Genomic DNA, 19,135 nt, shown 5'->3' with positions numbered 1-19,135 from the left:
CTGCAGGCGCAGGTAGCGAAATCAACTTACTTTAACGAGCCAACCAGCGCTTTGCGGCTGTCCTCCAGCGATACCACCCGGCTGCAAACATCTTTGCCGAACTGCTGGAAATCGGCCTCCTGGTTTTTCCATTCCTCCTGAATCGCCGTTTGCAGGCCGCCGAGGCTGCCGAGAATGCCCTGTAGCGGATTACCGCCGCCTTTGAGCACCGCTTTCGCCCCCATCTCGTTAATGCTGTCCTGCAGAATGCCGCCCATCGCCTGATTCACCAGCTGCTGGCCATCGGCGCGTACCTGGTCGATAGCTTTATAGTGGAAAGTCAGGCCATCGCTGCGACGTTCGATAATGCGGTTCATCTGTTCTTTCAGCTGCGCGTCCAGTTTGGTCAGGCGACCGTGCATGCTGCTGTTGGCGCCAACCTGTTCGGTAATGATTTTATCCAGCGCCTTGCGGCTTTTTTCGACTCGCGAACGCGCGCCTTCGTCAATCCACGGCAGGCTGCTGCGCAGGCTGGCCTGATAATCCTGCGCCTGTTCGCGCTGGGCGGCGCTGAGCGCATAGGCCTTGCCGTTAAAGGTCAGATTGCCGTCCGGCTTTATCACCAGATCGCCGTTTTCCCCTTTCACCTGCACCTGCTGCGGGCTGAGGATCACATCGTCACGCGGCGTGACGCTACACTGGTAGTCCGCATGGGCAGACAAAGCGGTGATGGAGAGCGCCACCGCCAGCAGCGTTTTACGCATCATAAAACTCCCTTAAGACAAAACGGGCCGGCAATTGCCGACCCTTGTCAAACTTAGTCCCACCAGACGTCAAAAAGTTCGCTGGTGCGCACATCCTCTAACTTACGCGCTTCCAGCCATTTGCGTACGATAGCCTGATGCTCTTCAGTGCACTTACCAATCTCCTGCATGCAGATGAGCCCTTCCCAGGAGAGATAACCGCTGCCGTCGAAGGCCAGCTTGTTCGGCTCTATCACCTCTTCGATCAGATCGTTGACCGTCTGGTCGATCTGCTCTTCGCTGGTCCCTTCCGGGAAACGCCAGGCGACGGAGAAGCCTAACTCCTGAAACTCATCGATATGCATTTTTTTACGCAGACGACGGCTACGATTCTTGGCCATTATTTCACCCTCTCGAACATTAAGTCCCATACGCCGTGGCCGAGACGATGGCCACGCTGTTCAAATTTGGTTACCGGGCGCGATTCCGGACGCGGTACGTAATCGTTGCTTGCCGACTGGTTACGATAGCCTTCCAGCGAGGACATGACTTCCAGCATATGCACGGCATAAGCTTCCCAGTCGGTCGCCATATGGAAGACGCCGCCGAGCTTCAGCTTGCTTTTCACCAGCTCAGCGAAAGGCGGCTGCACGATACGACGTTTATTATGACGCGCTTTATGCCACGGATCAGGGAAAAACAGTTGCACCATATTCAGCGAGTTATCCGGGATCATGGTATGTAGCACTTCCACTGCATCGTGACACATTACGCGCAGGTTTTGTACGCCTTCTTCTTCCGCAGAAGCCAGACAAGCGCCAACGCCCGGGGAGTGTACTTCAATGCCGAGGAAATTCTGTTCCGGTTTGGCTTTCGCCATCGCCACCAGCGAGGCGCCCATCCCGAAGCCAATTTCTAAGGTGACCGGCGCGTCACGGCCAAACAGGGCGGCGAAATCGAGCGGCGCATCGTTGAATTCAACGCCCATCACCGGCCAAATGTTATCCAGCGCATGCTGCTGCCCTTTCGTCAGGCGGCCCTGGCGACGGACGAAGCTACGAATACGGCGCAGCGGGCGACCGTTTTCATCGAATTCCGGAGAGATGACGTCGTTTTTCATAAAAGTTTGGTCTGCTTGTGAATGTGTTCGGAAAACGGGCATTATCCAAAGTTACCCGGCGGATGCAAGGGTTTACAGCCACTCGCCCTTATGCTGCAATCTCCCCCCTGTAATCGCGATCCCGGAGCCGTAGCTTTGACTTTTCTTGCCACGCAATTTTCAGCCCAGGTTCTGGACTGGTACGACAAATACGGGCGTAAAACCCTGCCCTGGCAAATCGCCAAGACGCCCTACAAAGTATGGCTCTCCGAAGTGATGTTGCAACAAACCCAGGTGACCACGGTAATCCCCTATTTTGAACGCTTTATGGCGCGTTTCCCCACGGTGGTGGATCTCGCCAACGCGCCGCTGGATGAAGTGCTGCATCTGTGGACCGGTCTGGGCTACTACGCGCGGGCGCGCAACTTACATAAAGCCGCACAGCAAGTCGCCACACTGCACGGCGGGGAATTCCCCCGGACCTTTGACGAAGTGGCGGCGCTGCCCGGCGTCGGGCGCTCAACGGCGGGGGCGATTTTATCCCTTTCGCTCGGTCAGCATTATCCGATTCTCGACGGCAACGTGAAGCGCGTGCTCGCCCGCTGCTATGCTGTCAGCGGCTGGCCGGGGAAAAAAGAGGTGGAAAAACGGCTGTGGGACATCAGCGAAGAGGTCACCCCGGCAGAGGGCGTCGAGCGCTTCAACCAGGCGATGATGGATCTCGGGGCAATGGTTTGCACCCGCTCGAAGCCGAAGTGCGAGCTGTGTCCGCTGAGCAACGGCTGCGTGGCCTACGCGAACCATTCATGGGCGGAATACCCGGGCAAAAAACCGAAGCAGACCCTCCCGGAACGCACCGGCTACTTCCTGCTGATGCAGCACGGCGACGAGGTGTTTCTTTCCCAGCGTCCGCCGGTGGGTCTGTGGGGCGGGTTGTTCTGTTTTCCGCAGTTTGCAGACGAAGCGGAGCTACGCGAGTGGCTGGCGCAGCGCCAGATAAAGGCCGATAACCTGACGCAATTAACCGCTTTTCGCCACACTTTCAGCCATTTCCACCTGGATATTGTGCCGATGTGGCTTACAGTGCACTCATCTGGCGCATGCATGGATGAAGGCAACGCACTCTGGTATAACTTAGCGCAGCCGCCGTCGGTCGGTCTGGCGGCCCCCGTGGAGCGCTTGTTGCAACAGCTAAAAGCCGGAGCGCCGGTATAAATTTTTCGGCTATCAAAGAGGATTAATTATGAGCAGAACCATTTTTTGTACCTTCCTGCAGCGTGAAGCGGACGGCCAGGATTTCCAGCTGTATCCGGGCGAGCTCGGAAAGCGTATTTACAACGAAATCTCCAAAGAAGCCTGGGCGCAGTGGCAGCACAAGCAGACCATGCTGATCAACGAGAAAAAGCTCAGCATGATGAACCCGGAGCACCGCAAACTGCTTGAGCAGGAGATGGTGCAGTTCCTGTTTGAAGGGAAAGACGTGCACATCGAAGGCTACACGCCGCCGGAAAAACAGTAAGGGCCCTGCGGCCTTTAAAAAAACAAACACAACACGCACGCCCGGAATGATGAAAAAATACTTAGCGCTCGCGCTGATTGCGCCGTTGCTCGTTTCGTGTTCCAGCTCCAATAAAAAAGGCGCCGAATACAACGAGGCCTGGGTCAAGGACACGAACGGATTCGATATTTTGATGGGCCAGTTCGCCCACAACATCGAGAACATTTGGGGGTACAACGAAGTCCTGCTCGCCGGGCCAAAGGACTACGTCAAGTACACCGACCAGTATCAAACCCGCAGCCACATCAACTTCGATGAAGGGACGATCACCGTCGAGACCATTGCCGGCACCGACCCTCGCGGACGTCTGCGCCAGGCGATCGTCAAAACCCTGTTGATGGGCGATGACCCCAACTCCATTGACCTCTATTCCGATGTCGATGACATCCAGATCTCCAAAGAGCCGTTCCTCTATGGTCAGGTGGTGGATAACACCGGGGCGTCGATTCGCTGGGAGTGGCGCGCCGCGCGCTTTGCCGACTATCTGCTGCAAACCCGTCTGAAGAGCCGCAACAACGGCCTGCGCGTGGTCTACAGCATCACCATTAACCTGGTGCCGAACCACCTCGACAAACGTGCGCATAAATACCTCGGCATGGTGCGTCAGGCCTCGCGTAAGTATGGGGTTGATGAGTCGCTGATCCTCGCGATTATGCAGACCGAATCCTCCTTTAACCCCTATGCGGTCAGCCATGCCGACGCCATGGGGCTGATGCAGGTGGTCCAGCACAGCGCCGGCAGAGACGTCTTCCGCTCCCAGGGTAAATCCGGCCTGCCAAGCCGCAGTTATCTGTTTGACCCGGCGAATAACATCGACACCGGTACCGCCTACCTGGCGATGCTGAACAATGTTTACCTCGCCGGCATCGATAACCCCACCTCGCGTCGCTACGCGGTGATCACTGCCTATAACGGCGGCGCCGGCAGCGTACTGCGGGTCTTCTCCAGCGATAAAGTGCAGGCGGCCAATATTATCAACAGCATGGCGCCAGGGGACGTCTACCAGACGCTGACCACCCGCCATCCGTCGGCGGAATCGCGCCGCTATCTGTACAAAGTTAATACGGCGCAGAAAAGCTACCGCCGTAAATAGCCCTCCTCCCGACTCCGGCCTCAGCCCCGCGCTGAGGCCGCGCTTATTCTCCGCCATACTCTGTAATATCTTTCGGTTTTCTGCGGCAGTTAACAGAAGCATTAAGCTGGTGAATGATAGAATCGCATCAAAATAACGGGATTAATGTTATTTTAAAAACATAACAAGCCCACATTCGTGAGGATAACTACATGAATCTTAAGCTGCAGCTCAAAATACTGTCGTTCCTGCAGTTCTGCCTTTGGGGGAGCTGGCTCACCACGCTTGGCTCGTACATGTTTGTCACGCTGAAGTTTGACGGCGCGGCAATCGGAGCAGTGTATAGCTCGCTCGGTATCGCCGCGGTGTTGATGCCGACGCTGCTCGGCATCGTCGCCGATAAGTGGATCAGCGCCAAATGGGTATACGCCATCTGCCACCTGGTCGGCGCGTTAACGCTGTACCTCGCGGCGCAGGTCACCACGCCGGGCGAGATGTTCCTCGTGATCCTGCTTAACTCGCTGGCCTATATGCCGACGCTTGGCTTGATCAATACCATCTCCTACTACCGCCTGCAGTCGGCGGGGCTGGATATTGTCACCGATTTCCCGCCAATTCGTATCTGGGGCACCATCGGCTTTATCCTCGCCATGTGGGGCGTGAGCTTCTCCGGCTTTGAACTGAGCCATATGCAGCTGTACATTGGCGCGACGCTGTCGGTCCTGCTGACTCTGTTCACCCTGACGCTGCCGCATATTCCGGTCGCCAACGCCCAGCGCAATCAAAGCTGGACGGAGATGCTCGGCCTGAACGCTTTTGCGCTGTTTAAAAACAAGCGTATGGCTATCTTCTTTATCTTCTCGATGATGCTCGGCGCCGAGCTGCAAATCACTAACATGTTCGGTAACACCTTTCTGCACAGCTTCGATAAAGATCCGCTGTTTGCCGGCAGCTTTATCGTCGAGCACGCGTCAGTGCTGATGTCGATTTCGCAGATTTCCGAAACGCTGTTTATCCTGACCATCCCATTCTTCCTTAGCCGCTACGGCATTAAGAACGTGATGCTTATCAGTATTGTGGCGTGGATGCTGCGCTTCGGCCTGTTCGCCTTTGGCGACCCGACGCCGTTCGGCACTGTACTGCTGGTGCTGTCGATGATCGTCTACGGCTGCGCCTTCGACTTCTTTAACATCTCCGGTTCGGTGTTCGTTGAGAAAGAGGTGCGCCCGGAAATCCGCGCCAGCGCTCAGGGGATGTTCCTGATGATGACCAACGGCTTCGGCTGTATTCTCGGCGGGATGGTGAGCGGCAAAGTCGTCGAACACTTTACCGTCGAGGGGATCACTGACTGGCAGAGCGTGTGGCTGATTTTCGCCGGCTATTCGCTGGTGCTGGCCTTTGCCTTCGTGGCGCTGTTCAAATACAAACACGTCAGACAACCGACCGCCGCCCAGCAGAGCGTGTGATCGGCAAAAGTAAAACGCCCCGCCTGTTCGGCGGGGCGTTTTTTTATCCCTTCAGCACGTAGCCATACAGCCGCTTAATGCCGTCCGGATCCGTCTCGCTGTAAACCCCCTGCAGCTCCGGCGAGAAGCCAGGCAGCATATTGACCCCCTCCTCCAGCGCGAGGAAATAGCGCAGCACGGCGCCGCCCCAGACCTCGCCGGGCACCACGCACAGCACGCCCGGCGGATACGGCAGCGCCCCCTCCGCCGCGACGCGGCCTTCCGCCTCGCTCAGACGCACCAGCTCAACGTTGCCGCGAATAAACTCGTGGTTGGCATCCTGGGGATTCATCACCACCCTTGGGAAGCTCCGTTTACGGAACATCTCTTTTTGCAGGCTCTTCACGTCAAAGCTAACGTACAGATCGTGCATCTCCTGGCACAGCTCGCGCAGGGTATAGTCGCGATAACGCACCGGATATTTGTTATAGATGGTCGGCAACACATCGGCCAGCGGCGTATCCGCTTCAATATGCTGTTCAAACTGCCCGAGCATCGCTACCAGCTGCGCCATTTTTTCGGCACTTTCCGCCGGCGTCAGCAGGAACAGAATCGAGTTGAGATCGCACTTCTCCGGCACGATGCCGTTTTCACGCAGATAATGCGCCAGAATGGTTGCCGGGATGCCAAACTCACTGTACTCCCCACTTTCAGCGTCAATGCCCGGGGTGGTCAGCAGCAGCTTGCACGGGTCGACAAAATACTGGTCGTCCGCGTAGCCTTCAAAACCATGCCAGCGCGCGTCGGGTTCGAAGCTGAAGAAGCGGCGCTCCCGGGCGATCGCCTCGGTCGGGTGATCCTGCCACGGGCGCCCCGCCACCATCGGCGGAATAAAGGGCTGGATCATCTTGCAGTTGGCGATGATCGCTTTGCGCGCCTCAATGCCCAGCGCCACGCACTCGGCCCACAGGCGACGGCCGCTCTCACCTTCATGGATTTTAGCGTTGACGTCCAGTGCGGCGAACAGCGGATAGAACGGGCTGGTGGAAGCATGCAGCATAAAGGCGTTATTCAGCCGCTTGTGCGGACAGAAGCGCGCCTGGCCGCGCAGATGGTTATCCTTTTTATGGATCTGCGACGTCTGTGAGAAGCCGGCCTGCTGCTTGTGCACGGACTGGGTGACAAAAATACCCGGATCGTCGGGGGTCAGCTCCAGCAGCAGCGGCGAGCAGTCGGCCATCATTGGGATAAACTGCTCATAGCCCACCCACGCCGAGTCGAACAAGATGTAATCGCAGAGGTGGCCGATCTTATCCACCACCTGGCGGGCGTTATAGACCGTGCCGTCATAGGTTCCGAGCTGGATCACCGCCAGACGAAACGGGCGAGAGGCCGTGGCTTTCTCTGGCGCCGCTTCGCGGATGAGATCCCGCAGGTAATGCTCATCAAAGCAGCGCTCGTCAATGCCGCCGATAAAGCCGAACGGATTGCGCGCAGCTTCCAGATAGACAGGCGTCGCTCCCGCCTGGATCAGCGCCCCGTGATGGTTTGACTTGTGGTTGTTACGATCGAACAGCACCAGATCGCCGCGGGTCAATAGCGCGTTGGTCACGACTTTGTTGGCCGCCGAGGTGCCGTTGAGGACGAAGTAGGTTTTATCCGCGTTGAACACCTTCGCAGCGAACTTCTGCGCGTGCTTGGCCGATCCTTCGTGGATCAGCAGATCGCCTAATTTCACATCGGCGTTGCACATGTCGGCGCGAAAGACATTTTCGCCAAAAAAGTCATAGAACTGACGGCCTGCAGGGTGCTTTTTGAAAAACGCCCCGTGCTGATGCCCCGGACAGGCAAAGGTGCTGTTATCCATCTCGACGTACTGGGTCAGGGTATTGAAAAACGGCGGCAGCAGACGCGCTTCATAATCACAGGCCGCCGCCTCCAGCTCCAGCCACTCCTGATCTTTACCGGCGATCACCGCCTGCACCCCCTCCGGCTTGTCGACCGCCGTCTCACTCAGCAGGTAGACCGGCAGGTTAAATCCGCTACGCCTGAGGAGAGTAAGGATGCCGCTGCGACTGTCGGCCGCGGAGATGACGACTGCCGCCACATCGGTAAAATCGGTACTGTCCAGCGCCACAACGCGACGGTGGGTGGACAAGCGGGTGACCAGCTCGCAGCTGGCGGCAATGTGCATGGATTTCATAAGCGCAAATGCCCGTATCGGGAGTGTAAAAACCTCAGACAAGGGAGACCTTGCCCAACGATGTGTCCGGGTCTGACGGATTCAGCTCCGACCGCCGGACATCAGTAAAAGCAGACGCGTCCGATCTTACTGTTGCCCTACAGTGAGCATACGTGTCCTTCACCGCATGGTGAACAGAGGGGTAAGCGTAGCAAGATGAGGCAGCCCGCGCATCTGGGCGCGGCGTCGCTGGCGAGATAATGGCTGTGTCGTCATCGGCGGCCTCATATCAGGGAGGAGAAAATTCGCGCAATCATGGCACCTTTCCCGAACAGGCGCAAGATGAAAACCGTATGCACTTATATCACGGATACACAAGCTTTCCCGGTAAGTTAACGCCATAATAATGCGGTTATCAGGGATTTTTAACAGGAGTCAGCGTGGTTACAGGACCTTTTATTAACGCCAGCGCGGTGCTGGTCGGCGGTGTGCTGGGCGCCTTACTCAGCCAACGGTTGCCGGAACGGATCCGCACCGCAATGACCTCTATTTTTGGCCTGGCGTCATTGGGCATCGGCATTTTACTGGTCATTAAGTGCGCCAATCTGCCGGTGATGGTGCTGTCGACCCTGGTGGGGACGCTGCTCGGCGAAATATGCAATATGGAAAAAGGCATCAATACGCTGGTCAGTAAACTCCAGCAGTTGATGTCAGCGAAAGGCAAGAAAAAGGCTTCGGCTCATGAGTCTTATATTCAGAGCTATGTGGCGATTATCGTCCTGTTCTGCGCCAGCGGCACCGGCGTCTTCGGCGCCATGCGCGAAGGGATGACCGGCGACGCCAGCATTCTGATTGCCAAAGCGTTTCTCGACTTTTTCACCGCTACCATCTTCGCCTGCACCCTGGGCATTGCCGTCGCCGCCATCAGCGTACCGATGCTGCTTATCCAGCTGACTCTTGCAGCCTGCGCGGCGATCATTATGCCGCTTACCACGCCGATGATGCTGGCGGATTTCAGCGCCGTCGGCGGCATGCTGCTGGTGGCCACCGGGCTGCGCATCTGCGGGATAAAAATGTTTGCCGTAGTGAATATGCTGCCTGCGCTGGTGCTGGCGATGCCAATTTCCGCGGCCTGGACGCTGTTTTTTGCCTGAAAACGCGTGCTTTTAGCGCAATGTGGTGATAGATTGTTCAGTCTGCTGCAAAACAGATAAATTTCGTTGACGAGGCGCGGCGATTACGGTTTAATGCGCCCCGTTGCCCGGATAGCTCAGTCGGTAGAGCAGGGGATTGAAAATCCCCGTGTCCTTGGTTCGATTCCGAGTCCGGGCACCACTATTTAAAGAACCCGCCCAAAAGGCGGGTTTTTGCTTTTCTGTAGCCGGACTCTCCATCGAACTGCGTTCGATTATTCGCCGCACAGCGGCTCACCCCTTCGGGGCCAGCGCGACACGCGCGCTGTTCAACGCCTGCGGCGTTAGTCCGAGTCCGGGCACTCAAATACCGATACCACCATCCGGAATACCAAGTCTGGCAATACGCCTTACAAGCCCAGCGACGCGCAGTGTCTGGACCTGCTGATTAAACCCAACGGCTCTAAGCTCTGGCAGCTCAAGTACCGCTTTGGCGGGAAGGAGAAGAAGCTGGCGTTTGGCGCTTACCCAACCGTTACGCTGGCGAATGCGCGTAAGCTGCGTGAGGAAGCCCGCGCCGTACTCAGCGCGGGTGACGATCCGGGGGTAAAAAAGCAGCAGGAGAAGCAGGCAAAGAAAAGCGGCAACACCTTTGAAGAAATCGCCCGTAAATGGGTGGCAGGCAATATCCGCTGGACGGAGGCACACGCCGCTAAAGCCCTGCGCTCGCTGGAGCTGCACGTATTTCCACTGATTGGCAAAATCCCCGTTGCCGACCTGAAAACCGCCGATCTGCTGATCCCGCTGCGGGTGGCGGAGAGAAAGGGCAATCTGGAGACCGCCGCGCGGCTCCAACAGCGCATCACGGCGATCATGCGCTACGCGGTACAGGAGAGCCTGATCGCCAGCAATCCGGCAAACGATCTTACCGGAGCCATCGCACCGCCGCCGAAAAACCACTACCCCGCTCTGCCGCTGGAGAAAATGCCGGAATTACTGGAGTGCTTCGAGGGCTATTCCGGCAGGCTGTTAACCCGTCTGGCGGTGCAGCTTAACCTGCTGATCTTTATTCACTCCAGCGAACTGCGCTTTGCCCGCTGGACGGAGATCGATCTGGATGGCGCAATGTGGACCATCCCCGCCGAGCGTGAGCCGATTCCGGGTGTGCGCTATTCAGAGCGTGGCGCAAAGATGAAAACGCCGCATCTGGTGCCGCTGTCAAAACAGGCGGTCACGGTGCTGAAACAGTTAAAGCTGCTGTCCGGTAACAGCGAGTTGCTGTTTCCCGGCGATCACGATCCGCGCAAGCCAATGAGCGAAAACACCATCAACAAGGCGCTGCGGGTGATGGGCTACGATACGAAAGTGGACGTATGCGGTCACGGCTTCCGCACGATGGCCTGTAGCGCGCTGATCGAGTCCGGGCGCTGGTCGAAAGATGCCGTGGAGCGGCAGATGAGCCATCAGGAACGTAACAACGTGCGCGCCGCCTATATCCACAAGGCGGAGCACCTCGATGAGCGCACGCAGATGATGTAGTGGTGGTCGGACTATCTCGACGCCTGTCGGCAGAATTTTGTTGCGCCATATCGGTATGACAGGCAGGTTCAGGTGGCCTGAGCCATTCAGTGGATCACGTAGGAAAGCAGATCTCAGCGGATCTGCTTTTTTATTTGTACCAGCTTCGTAATCCATTTCTCGGCGCCAGATCTCCCCGGATAAACACCAATCTGCGCCAGTGCCAGCCCTTTCAGCCCTTTGGTCTGTTCTGGCCTGGCGCTGTTACCGTTAGCGCTCCTTTACCCCTTCGGCCTTTTGCTTTTCATGATTGCACCAGAACAGGAAATTATTCCTCTTCCCGTCGCCCGTAAACCCGCACCACATACCGCCCGCGCCCGTCGCCGTGGCCCAAATCCATCGAGGTCAGCGCCAGCGCTTCCCTGTGACTGAATCCCTGCGCCAGATATCGGCGGAGCGCATCCTGCGTCCATGCATAACGGAATGACTGCAGGATATAAATACCCCGTCAGCCCGGTCTTCGCGATTTCTTTGCGCCAGTAATCCATCGCTTGCTGGAGACTGGGCTTGTCAATCAGTCTGCCGTCACGTTGTTCTGCGACAGCCAGGGCATTTTCCGGCACTTTTTTCCCTGCGCCAGCGTCCTGAATGGTTTCACGGGGACGATGGCCTTTGGTACCAAATACCACCGTGAACCGGATTTCGCCGCGCTCCAGCGCCAATTTCCACGTTTTCAGTGACTGACAGCACTGAACCGCTTCCTACGAGTTCAATGTTGTCAAGGCCACGAGACGGTGAGCACCGCACTAGCATGCCCTATGCCGAGGGCACCCGTTCCGTTACTGCACAAGGACCAGGTAAGGATGGTACCCGTGCTCCCTACCCCTACGGTTCCCAGGTCAAACGGGGTTCCTACGAAGTCGAAGTTGTTGACGTCGGGTGTGCACTGCCCGGCAGGGCGGTTTCCTATTAGACCAAAGATATTAGCCATCTTGACAGTATTCGAGGCATCCTGGAGAGCGAGAGAATTTGAAACGTCTCCAACGGTGCCTTGCGCGGATAGGGTAACTGACACGCGATTGGTCCCACTGCCACCATCATCGACAGAGGTGCACGAGGTCGTTACAGTGCTTTGCTGCACCCGCATGAGTTGCCCGGATGCGACGGACGCGTCAATCTGGCCAAATTGGACTGTAGGTGTGTCTATGTTGACGGTGCACGAAGTGGGCAACACCACACGTACAGCAGACGGCAAGGGAATGGAGACTGTGGGAGGACTCCCCCACGTATTCGCACTGAATTTTGCAAACACAAGCGGTACCACGTTGTACGTCCCGGCAACGGCGTTCGGACCTGCATGAATGAAGACGCTACCAGTGAACGAGGATGGATACGACATTGTTACGGACGTCTGGGTCCCAGACGTGGTGGTGGTTGGGGCCGCCCAAGGACACCTGGATAGCGGATAGGTTTGGGACGCGGTGACACCGTTATCCGCAAGCGTCGCAGAGCCATTCACACGTCCCGAGGTGTACTGGGTCGAGCCAGTCATCGTGCCCGAGATCCCTAACACGAGGTCCGGACCTAGTGGTATGCCGTAGAACCCGTCGCTGGTCGTGGTCATGGCCTGGTGAAACGGTACGCGCATGCAGGATCCATCGGGCGGCATTACGTCGGCTCGAACGACGCTAGCCGGTGCCCCGAGATTATTTGTATCCAAATTGGAACCAGATGCGGTGGTACCGGGGATGGTGAGGTTCACCGGAACGCGCCAGGTAGCATCCGCCCCGCCTGGGCGTATGACCTCAATGAGGGCGTAAGAGGGGGCGGAGGACAGGAGTCCTACCATAGCCCCCCAAATTTTCCACCGTGCACGGTAATCCGACACACGCCTGGCTTGTTTCGTTTTAGACCAGTGACGTGTCTGCTCATAAAGCCGACGGACCTTCTCCCGGTGGTTGGTCAGTGCGCGAGGGGCAATGCCGACCACACCCTTATCCGTGAGCCACGCGCCCAGCCAGTCAAAACCCCGGCTCACTTTGCCAATAAACGTCTTGTCCGGGTGTTTCTCAAACCCTAATGACGCAAGATATTTATTGAGTTGCTTCACCTGCTTACGTAACTGCCAGCGGCTGTAAGTTAAAATAACAAAATCGTCCATATAACGTCCATAATAGATTTTATGTTGATGAGCAAAATAATTATCCACAGCCCAGAGATGCAACGCCCCCATGAGCGGACTTAACGCGCAACCACGCGCGATACCCTTTTCGGGCGTGTAAAACTCGCCGCCCTCTTCCACGCTGTAGTGAATATACTGAGTTAAAATAGTCAGATACGCCGGGTGCGTAATATGCTCTCTCAGCTGCAACAGCAAAGTCTCTTTATTGATAGCCCCGTAATACCCCTTAATGTCGGTGCGGCAAACCCAGCGGTAACCGTTTTCGGTCAGGCTCTGCGAGATCCGACGTACGGACGATCTACCACCGCCATGCCCCTTCACATGCTCACACTTCTCATGTACCGGGATGGATGGGGTGATGGACAGCGCCACCCACTTAAGGGCCAGCGCATCCTCCGCGGGCCACATCACCTGACGGCGTGTCCCCACCACCAACATGGGGGACAGGTGGTGCTCTCCCGACTGCAGTTTTCTGAGAAACGCTTCCCGGCAGGCAGGCCAGCGCTGTCGCAAATGCCAGATATCCGCATTCGCTGGCGCCGTTTTGCGCGACTCACACAGCCAGGCCCAGGCCTCGTCTAAACGTTGCGCATCACGCAGGTCGTCGTTATGCCACTTCGTGCGTTCATCGTGCTCCGCACTCAGCTCATTACACTGTGTGGGATTCATGTTCATCATTTCCCGCCCTGACAGGTATAGGTCACCTGACGGACCGGTTTATCCGGCGACGTCGATAAACCGGAGATGTCAAAACTGACACGGCACTGACGTGCTGCTGTCTCGCCCCACTTAACCAGTAACTCCCCCCGCTCCGGCAATCCGGTCAGATAAACCTGTCCGTCATCACCCACGATGCTGCTATTCACCTCTGCCATCCCCGCATTCAGTAACGTGGCAACTGCTCCAAACGGCACCACGCCATTGTCGAGTTTAAGCGTCATCAGCACCTGATAACCCACCCGGGTCGTAAAGTTTGCTTTGACGACAGCGCCTTTGGTCGGGTATACATTGAGGTTGGTCTGTGTGAGGTCGACATTTTCCGGTAAGGTGCTGGGGTCAACACCCACGCTGTTGCGGGTGTAATCCGTCAGGTAAGGCACTACCGCATATCCGCGCCAGTCGGTGACCGCCGTACCACCGTTGACACTCACGCCAGCCGCCCCCGGGGCACTCACCAGCGCCACCGAATCGCCCATGGCACGTGACAGCGTTATCCCGCCACTATGCACCATCACCCCGCCACTTGCGCTCATGTTGATAGCCTGCATATCGCTGCTGTAGCTGTATCCGCCGCTGATACTTCCCTTGCTTCCCTGGTAACCGGTATTTAAGTTGGTGTTACTGATCTGTCCCTGGTTACCCCAGCTTTGCGAAGCACTGTAGGACAGTTTCCCGTCCAGAGTGTTACCACTGAGCCCGGTCTGACTCAGGGTCCGCCCGGTGTTATCATGAGTGAGCGTCGTGGTGGCATACATTGATTGCAGGTTACGTGAATAGCCAAAGATGCTGAACGGCACACTGACGTTAAACGAAATCTGGCGATTTTCCGGCCAGTTACCGTTCGCATCCTTTGTCCGATCAATGTTGTAGTTGACACCGTAACTGACGCCTTTCAGGCTGTTGCTGTAACCCAGCGACATGCCGGTCAGCGTACGTTCGCCTCCCCAGTAGTCATCCCGGCTGGCCCGGAAATACATGGTTCCCCAGTCCCCGAGTTGCTGGCTGAGCTGCGTCTGGAAGCTGTTACGACGGCGCTGCAGGGACCACGGGCTGACTCCCTCCTGCAACTGGTGTCCCTGACTGTTGAATTCACTGAAACTGTAATAATCCTCGGTTGAATACCGCAGCGCGGTTAAATCAACAGAGGTGCCCGTGGACAGCAGACTTTTGGAATAACGAACGCGATAAGACTGGCCTATCAGGGTGGATTCGTTATCAAACTTCGCCGATGAATTCGTGATATCAGCCGAGAGCGCACCGACGTATCCCAGGGATACCCCGGTACCGATGTTGAACGCCTGGTAGTCTTTTGCGGCGAGAATACCGCCGAACAGCGTGACATCACCGGGCAGTCCGTATACCACGGTCCCCAGCATAAAATCAGCCCGGCGGGAACCATCTGTCAGATTGCCGTCATACTGTCCCGCCGTCAGCTCATACTTCCAGCCACCGGGACGCAACATGACCGGCAGGGAAGAGTAGGGCACGATGAACTGGCGCTCGGTGCCGTCCGCTTCCGTGACTTTGACATCATAGTCCCCTGACAGGCCGGCCTGCTGGATATCATTGATGTAAAACGGCCCTGGCGCCACATAGGTCTCGTACACTACATTGCCGTTTTGACGCACAGTCACTCGGGCATTACTGTTCGCCACGCCGCTGATGGCCGGCGCATAGCCACGAAGCTGGCTCGGGAGCATCTGTTCATTAGAGCTGAGCTTCACCCCACGGAAAGGGATACCGTCAAAAACGTCACTTCCGGTGCTACTCTCACCCATGAGTAAGTTCGAGCGCCAGCCCCGAATATCGCGGGCAAGGTAGGTATTCGAAAAGCGTGTCTGGGTGGTCGTCAGGGCATTATTACCGCCGTTATTCTCCACCCGGGTATGGGTCATGGTGCTGCGCAGGCGCCACGGCCCCGTGTTTGCCCCGGCGCGCACGGTTGCAAAGAGGTTGTTATTATGTGAGGTCTGGTTCTGGCCGGAATTCGTGGTACGACCGGCGCTGAGGCTATAGTTCGCCATCAGGGCGGAAATTCCCTCTTCCCATTGCGACGGGTCAACCGCACCACGTACTTCAGGCTGCATCGCGGCCTGAGGTACGCTGATATCCAGACGCAGGCGCGCCAGATCCAGCATGGTGGTCGCCTGAGGGATAAGCGCGCCAATATTGTCTATCTCAGCCGTAGCAGGCAAATCTTTCAGGTCCGGCAGTTGCCTGACATTCACTCCAAACGTTTCCAGTTCAGATGGCGTGAGAACCGGCGCAATTTTGCCCTGCGTATTTTTCTGAAAATCCAGGGTGTACTGCCCTGCATTGCGCTGGTTAACAAATACCCATACCGTATATTTCCCCGGCTGAACTCCCCCGGCCTCAGAAAATGCGGAAAGGTCGACAGCCGTATTATCGCCGGAATTACCAAGAAATCCCGGATCAAAATAATCACCGGCCCAGGCTGGGTTAATACAAACCAATAAAAAACCTGCCACCGGGGAGTAACGGAAAAGCTTCCCGGAAGAAGGCTTCCCGAAATTAGAAATAAGATGCATGTCGCTTTTTTCCATTCACCAGAAAAGATTGTATTTATTAAAATACTTACCCAGACAGTACGCTGACCTGCTCTGGAGTATTCCGTCCTTCACCGTCAATAAGACTCCAGGTCACCTGCCCCCGCGCACCGGATGATAATGGGTACCTCTGCTCCCCAAATGGCGGTATCATTTTTGAAAGCGCGTTTTTTTCGACCGGATATTTCCCGACAGACAGTGAACGAAAAGTGAGATAATATGGTGTCGGGTTTATCACTTTCAGTTCCCCACTCTGCGATATAAACCGTATTTCCCGCGCAAATTCGGACACATCATACTCAGGCATCCCCTCCGGGCGATAAAACAGCTTCAGATTATTTTGCATAGCCAGCGTCAATGACGCTGAATCCGTGTTTTTCTCCTGACCAGGTATGGTTTTCAGGCTCAGAATAAATACCGACTCACGATCCTTAGGCAGTGTATTACGCGTTAAACGGATACGGAGCGTCAGCGCATCTGATGCTTCCAGCCGCTGTAAGGGAGGCAATACAATAAATGGCACCCCTCCACTCTGATTACCGGATACGTTATCCTGTTCATCAGCCTGCCATGGAATAACCCGCGACTGTAAAAGGAAAGGCTTTGCGGGTAATGCTGCCAACTTACTGATTTAGTGTATGATGGTGATTTTAAGGTGCTTGCGTGGCTTCCATTTCCATCAGATGTCCCACTTGTTCAGCTACCGAAGGCGTCGTGCGTAACGGTAAAAGCACTGCCGGACATCAGCGCTATCTCTGCTCTCACTGCCGTAAAACATGGCAACTACAGTTCACTTACACCGCCTCTCAGCCCGGTACGCACCAGAAAATCATTGATATGGCCATGAATGGCGTCGGATGTCGCGCCAGTGCACGCATTATGGGCGTTGGCCTCAACACGATTTTACGTCACTTAAAAAACTCAGGCCGCAGTCGGTAACCTCGCGCATACAACCGGGCAGTGATGTGATTGTCTGCGCTGAAATGGACGAACAGTGGGGCTACGTCGGTGCTAAATCACGTCAGCGCTGGCTGTTTTACGCGTATGACAGGATACGGAGGACGGTTGTGGCGCACGTCTTCGGTGAACGCACTCTGGCCACACTGGAGCGTCTTCTGAGCCTGCTGTCGGCCTTTGAGGTCGTGGTATGGATGACGGATGGCTGGCCGCTGTATGAATCACGCCTGAAGGGAAAGCTGCACGTTATCAGCAAGCGTTACACTCAGCGCATTGAGCGACATAACCTGAATCTGAGACAACATCTGGCAAGGCTGGGACGGAAGTCACTGTCGTTCTCAAAATCGGTGGAGCTGCATGATAAAGTCATCGGGCATTATCTGAACATAAAACACTATCAGTAAGTTGGAGTCATTACCGAAAATACAGGGAAATTATTCTTAACTTCGATATTGATGCCGATGACTTTTTCTCTCTCGCCAGCCATTCCGCCGGAACTAAAATCTCCATCGCCGACCGCAACGATCGCTCTCCGGTAGAATCAGCAAAATAATTAACCCGCGAGGGACGTCTATGTGGTTGTTTATTGGAACCTTTGCGCTGGCTTTTCTCGCCGCGCTGATGCTGGTCTGGCTCGATGACCGGATCGCCGAAACGGATTGACCCTGCGCTGGACGTTAACGTCACGCAGGGCTGCGCGCCGCCGAAAAGCGGCGCACAGCAGAGACGTTACAGGGAGGCCGCCAGCCGCTCAACGGCCGTCAGCAATCCGGCTTCTGACACCGTGGAGTAAGAAAGACGCAGGGTACGGGTATCCGGCTTATCGTGATAGAACGCTTCACCCGGGACGTACACCACGCCGTTTTCCAGCGTTTTCTTCATCCATTCCATGGTATCGAACGGATAGCGGAAACGCGCCCACAGGAACATCCCCCCCTGCGGGCGGCTGAATTCCAGGTGCTCGCCAAGGCGGCTTTCCAGCGCATCGGCCAGCGCCACGCACTTCTTGCGGTAGTCTTCGCGAATCAACGCAATCTGGTTATCCAGCCGGTTCAGACTGAGGTATTCCGCAGTGATCACCTGCGACAGCATATTGGTATGCAGATCCGCCGCCTGCTTCACAATCACCGTCTGCTGCGCCAGCCAGTCCGGCATGACGATCCAGCCGATACGCATCCCTGGCGCGAGGATTTTCGAAAAAGTCGAGGTGTAAACCACCTGATCTTCACAGCCCAGCTCGACAGCATGCTGATAGAGCGGGCGTCTAACGGCGTCTGTAAAGCTAATTTCGCCGTAGGGATCGTCTTCCAGAATGACGAAATCATATTTTTTCGCCAGCTCAACCAACCGGCGACGACGCGCCTCGCTCAGCGTTTTGCCGCCGGGATTGCCGAACGTCGGCACCAGGTAAACAGCTTTGACGCGGGTGGTCTCCAGCAGGTCGGCCAGCTGCTCCACCAGCATCCCGTCATCGTCGGTGTCAACGCTGAGAATATTGGCCTGCGCCAGCTGAAATACCTGCAGCGCCGCCAGATAGGTGGGACGCTCAACGACGATAGTATCGCCCGGATCGAGCAGCGTACGGGCAACGATATCCAGCGATTGCTGGGAGCCGGAGGTGATATAGACCTGGGCGGCTGAACAGGCGACGCCACGGGAGTGGCAAATTTCACTCACCGCCTGGCGCAGCGGCGGGTAGCCTTCCGTCAGACCGTACTGGAATGCGTCATTAAAACGCTCGCTCATCACCTTCTGCACCGCCAGCTCCAGGCCTTCGGTATCAAACAGTTCCGGGGCCGGAATGCCGCCGCCAAGCGAAATCACGCCGGGCAGTTTACTGTGCTTGAGAAGTTCGCGGACGGCGGAGGGCTTGAGTTCACCCGCGCGGGCGGCGAGACGCCGATCGTGCATACTATTTTCCTTTTCTGTCTTGTTGTTGTGTTAATTATCTTGGCTTTGTTGCAGGTGCTCCCCGGCGGC

Annotated in this window: 15 protein-coding genes, 1 tRNA gene and 2 pseudogenes; 9 read left to right on the top strand and 9 right to left on the bottom strand. The window is 56.4% G+C overall.

Annotation, left to right across the window (positions count from 1 at the left end; translation table 11 throughout):
• Window positions 1-26 precede the first annotated feature (26 nt).
• From DR88_RS09570 to trmB, 3 genes are read right to left on the bottom strand one after another with little or no spacing between them, the layout of a single operon-like run.
• Window positions 27-746, bottom strand: a complete 720-nt coding sequence (locus tag DR88_RS09570) for a YggN family protein (RefSeq protein ID WP_019704316.1) — start codon at window positions 744-746, stop codon at window positions 27-29.
• Window positions 747-796: 50 nt separating this feature from the next.
• On the bottom strand, window positions 797-1,123 hold the full coding sequence (locus DR88_RS09575; RefSeq protein WP_002916620.1) for a YggL family protein: 327 nt from the start codon (window positions 1,121-1,123) through the stop codon (window positions 797-799).
• Window positions 1,123-1,842, bottom strand: coding sequence for a tRNA (guanosine(46)-N7)-methyltransferase TrmB (trmB, locus tag DR88_RS09580; protein ID WP_002916627.1), 720 nt, complete (start codon window positions 1,840-1,842; stop codon window positions 1,123-1,125). Before trmB ends, DR88_RS09575 begins: the two co-directional genes overlap by 1 nt.
• Window positions 1,843-1,932: 90 nt before the next feature.
• Here trmB and mutY point away from each other — a divergent pair, with 90 nt between their 5' ends.
• The 4 genes from mutY (at window position 1,933) to DR88_RS09600 (ending at window position 5,917) form a co-directional block, all read left to right on the top strand.
• Window positions 1,933-3,036: an A/G-specific adenine glycosylase gene (mutY, locus tag DR88_RS09585; protein WP_169313501.1), complete on the top strand. Its 1,104-nt coding sequence runs from the start codon at window positions 1,933-1,935 to the stop codon at window positions 3,034-3,036.
• A gap of 28 nt (window positions 3,037-3,064) precedes the next feature.
• Complete coding sequence (locus DR88_RS09590; RefSeq protein ID WP_004105744.1) at window positions 3,065-3,340, top strand: oxidative damage protection protein; 276 nt, start codon at window positions 3,065-3,067, stop codon at window positions 3,338-3,340.
• A gap of 49 nt (window positions 3,341-3,389) precedes the next feature.
• Window positions 3,390-4,472, top strand: coding sequence for a membrane-bound lytic murein transglycosylase MltC (gene mltC / locus DR88_RS09595; RefSeq protein ID WP_002916629.1), 1,083 nt, complete (start codon window positions 3,390-3,392; stop codon window positions 4,470-4,472).
• A 191-nt stretch (window positions 4,473-4,663) separates the two neighbouring features.
• On the top strand, window positions 4,664-5,917 hold the full coding sequence (locus tag DR88_RS09600; RefSeq protein WP_004144787.1) for a nucleoside permease: 1,254 nt from the start codon (window positions 4,664-4,666) through the stop codon (window positions 5,915-5,917).
• 43 nt (window positions 5,918-5,960) lie between these two features.
• Here the strand turns inward: DR88_RS09600 and DR88_RS09605 are convergent, their stop codons facing one another.
• Complete coding sequence (locus tag DR88_RS09605) at window positions 5,961-8,099, bottom strand: ornithine decarboxylase (RefSeq protein WP_004149820.1); 2,139 nt, start codon at window positions 8,097-8,099, stop codon at window positions 5,961-5,963.
• Between the two features lie 419 nt (window positions 8,100-8,518).
• Here DR88_RS09605 and DR88_RS09610 point away from each other — a divergent pair, with 419 nt between their 5' ends.
• The 3 genes and pseudogenes from DR88_RS09610 to DR88_RS0126295 all read left to right on the top strand — a co-directional run.
• Complete coding sequence (locus DR88_RS09610; RefSeq protein WP_002916694.1) at window positions 8,519-9,232, top strand: DUF554 domain-containing protein; 714 nt, start codon at window positions 8,519-8,521, stop codon at window positions 9,230-9,232.
• Window positions 9,233-9,337: 105 nt separating this feature from the next.
• A tRNA-Phe gene (locus DR88_RS09615) sits at window positions 9,338-9,413 on the top strand.
• A gap of 179 nt (window positions 9,414-9,592) precedes the next feature.
• Window positions 9,593-10,747, top strand: a pseudogene (locus DR88_RS0126295) (tyrosine-type recombinase/integrase); the annotation flags it as partial.
• A gap of 310 nt (window positions 10,748-11,057) precedes the next feature.
• On the opposite strand, the pseudogene DR88_RS28405 reads toward DR88_RS0126295, so the two are convergent.
• From DR88_RS28405 to DR88_RS0126285, 4 genes and pseudogenes are all read right to left on the bottom strand, one after another.
• Window positions 11,058-11,490: pseudogene (locus tag DR88_RS28405) on the bottom strand (integrase domain-containing protein); the annotation flags it as partial.
• 17 nt (window positions 11,491-11,507) lie between these two features.
• Entirely contained in the window at window positions 11,508-13,589 is a 2,082-nt protein-coding gene (locus DR88_RS09620) for a reverse transcriptase domain-containing protein (protein WP_025862282.1), read from the bottom strand.
• Window positions 13,586-16,180, bottom strand: coding sequence for a fimbria/pilus outer membrane usher protein (locus tag DR88_RS09625; protein ID WP_032430740.1), 2,595 nt, complete (start codon window positions 16,178-16,180; stop codon window positions 13,586-13,588). The genes DR88_RS09620 and DR88_RS09625 overlap by 4 nt, the downstream gene beginning before the upstream one ends.
• Window positions 16,181-16,226: 46 nt before the next feature.
• A complete protein-coding gene (locus tag DR88_RS0126285) occupies window positions 16,227-16,820 on the bottom strand; it encodes a fimbrial biogenesis chaperone (RefSeq protein ID WP_227539921.1) in 594 nt (197 codons plus the stop codon).
• Between the two features lie 41 nt (window positions 16,821-16,861).
• On the opposite strand from DR88_RS0126285, the gene DR88_RS0126275 reads away from it, so the two are divergent.
• Window positions 16,862-17,559 (top strand): IS1 family transposase gene (locus DR88_RS0126275; protein ID WP_228135124.1). Its coding sequence is split into 2 segments (ribosomal slippage): window positions 16,862-17,111 and window positions 17,111-17,559, totalling 699 coding nucleotides; the frame shifts between segments, so codons are not numbered across the junction.
• Window positions 17,560-17,588: 29 nt separating this feature from the next.
• The gene (locus tag DR88_RS31515; RefSeq protein WP_085956357.1) at window positions 17,589-17,708 is read left to right on the top strand and encodes a hypothetical protein; all 120 of its coding nucleotides are present in this window, start codon (window positions 17,589-17,591) and stop codon (window positions 17,706-17,708) included.
• 176 nt (window positions 17,709-17,884) lie between these two features.
• Here DR88_RS31515 and DR88_RS09630 read toward each other — a convergent pair whose 3' ends face one another.
• Window positions 17,885-19,066, bottom strand: coding sequence for an aminotransferase-like domain-containing protein (locus DR88_RS09630; protein ID WP_004149825.1), 1,182 nt, complete (start codon window positions 19,064-19,066; stop codon window positions 17,885-17,887).
• Window positions 19,067-19,135 lie beyond the last annotated feature (69 nt).

It is taken from the genome of Klebsiella pneumoniae, assembly GCF_000742135.1.
GTDB classification, from domain to species: domain Bacteria; phylum Pseudomonadota; class Gammaproteobacteria; order Enterobacterales; family Enterobacteriaceae; genus Klebsiella; species Klebsiella pneumoniae.
Note: the sequence above shows the minus strand (reverse complement) of the source record. Positions and strands in the feature narration are given on the sequence as shown.

Excerpts from the sequence above, each read along its gene's own strand:
- DR88_RS09570 (WP_019704316.1), bottom strand. The coding sequence starts at position 746 with ATGATGCGTAAAACGCTGCTGGCGGTGGCGCTCTCCATCACCGCTTTG.
- DR88_RS09575 (WP_002916620.1), bottom strand. The coding sequence starts at position 1,123 with ATGGCCAAGAATCGTAGCCGTCGTCTGCGTAAAAAAATGCATATCGAT.
- trmB (WP_002916627.1), bottom strand. The coding sequence starts at position 1,842 with ATGAAAAACGACGTCATCTCTCCGGAATTCGATGAAAACGGTCGCCCG.
- mutY (WP_169313501.1), top strand. The coding sequence starts at position 1,933 with ATGCTGCAATCTCCCCCCTGTAATCGCGATCCCGGAGCCGTAGCTTTG.
- DR88_RS09590 (WP_004105744.1), top strand. The coding sequence starts at position 3,065 with ATGAGCAGAACCATTTTTTGTACCTTCCTGCAGCGTGAAGCGGACGGC.
- mltC (WP_002916629.1), top strand. The coding sequence starts at position 3,390 with ATGAAAAAATACTTAGCGCTCGCGCTGATTGCGCCGTTGCTCGTTTCG.
- DR88_RS09600 (WP_004144787.1), top strand. The coding sequence starts at position 4,664 with ATGAATCTTAAGCTGCAGCTCAAAATACTGTCGTTCCTGCAGTTCTGC.
- DR88_RS09605 (WP_004149820.1), bottom strand. The coding sequence starts at position 8,099 with ATGAAATCCATGCACATTGCCGCCAGCTGCGAGCTGGTCACCCGCTTG.
- DR88_RS09620 (WP_025862282.1), bottom strand. The coding sequence starts at position 13,589 with ATGATGAACATGAATCCCACACAGTGTAATGAGCTGAGTGCGGAGCAC.
- DR88_RS09625 (WP_032430740.1), bottom strand. The coding sequence starts at position 16,180 with ATGCATCTTATTTCTAATTTCGGGAAGCCTTCTTCCGGGAAGCTTTTC.
- DR88_RS09630 (WP_004149825.1), bottom strand. The coding sequence starts at position 19,066 with ATGCACGATCGGCGTCTCGCCGCCCGCGCGGGTGAACTCAAGCCCTCC.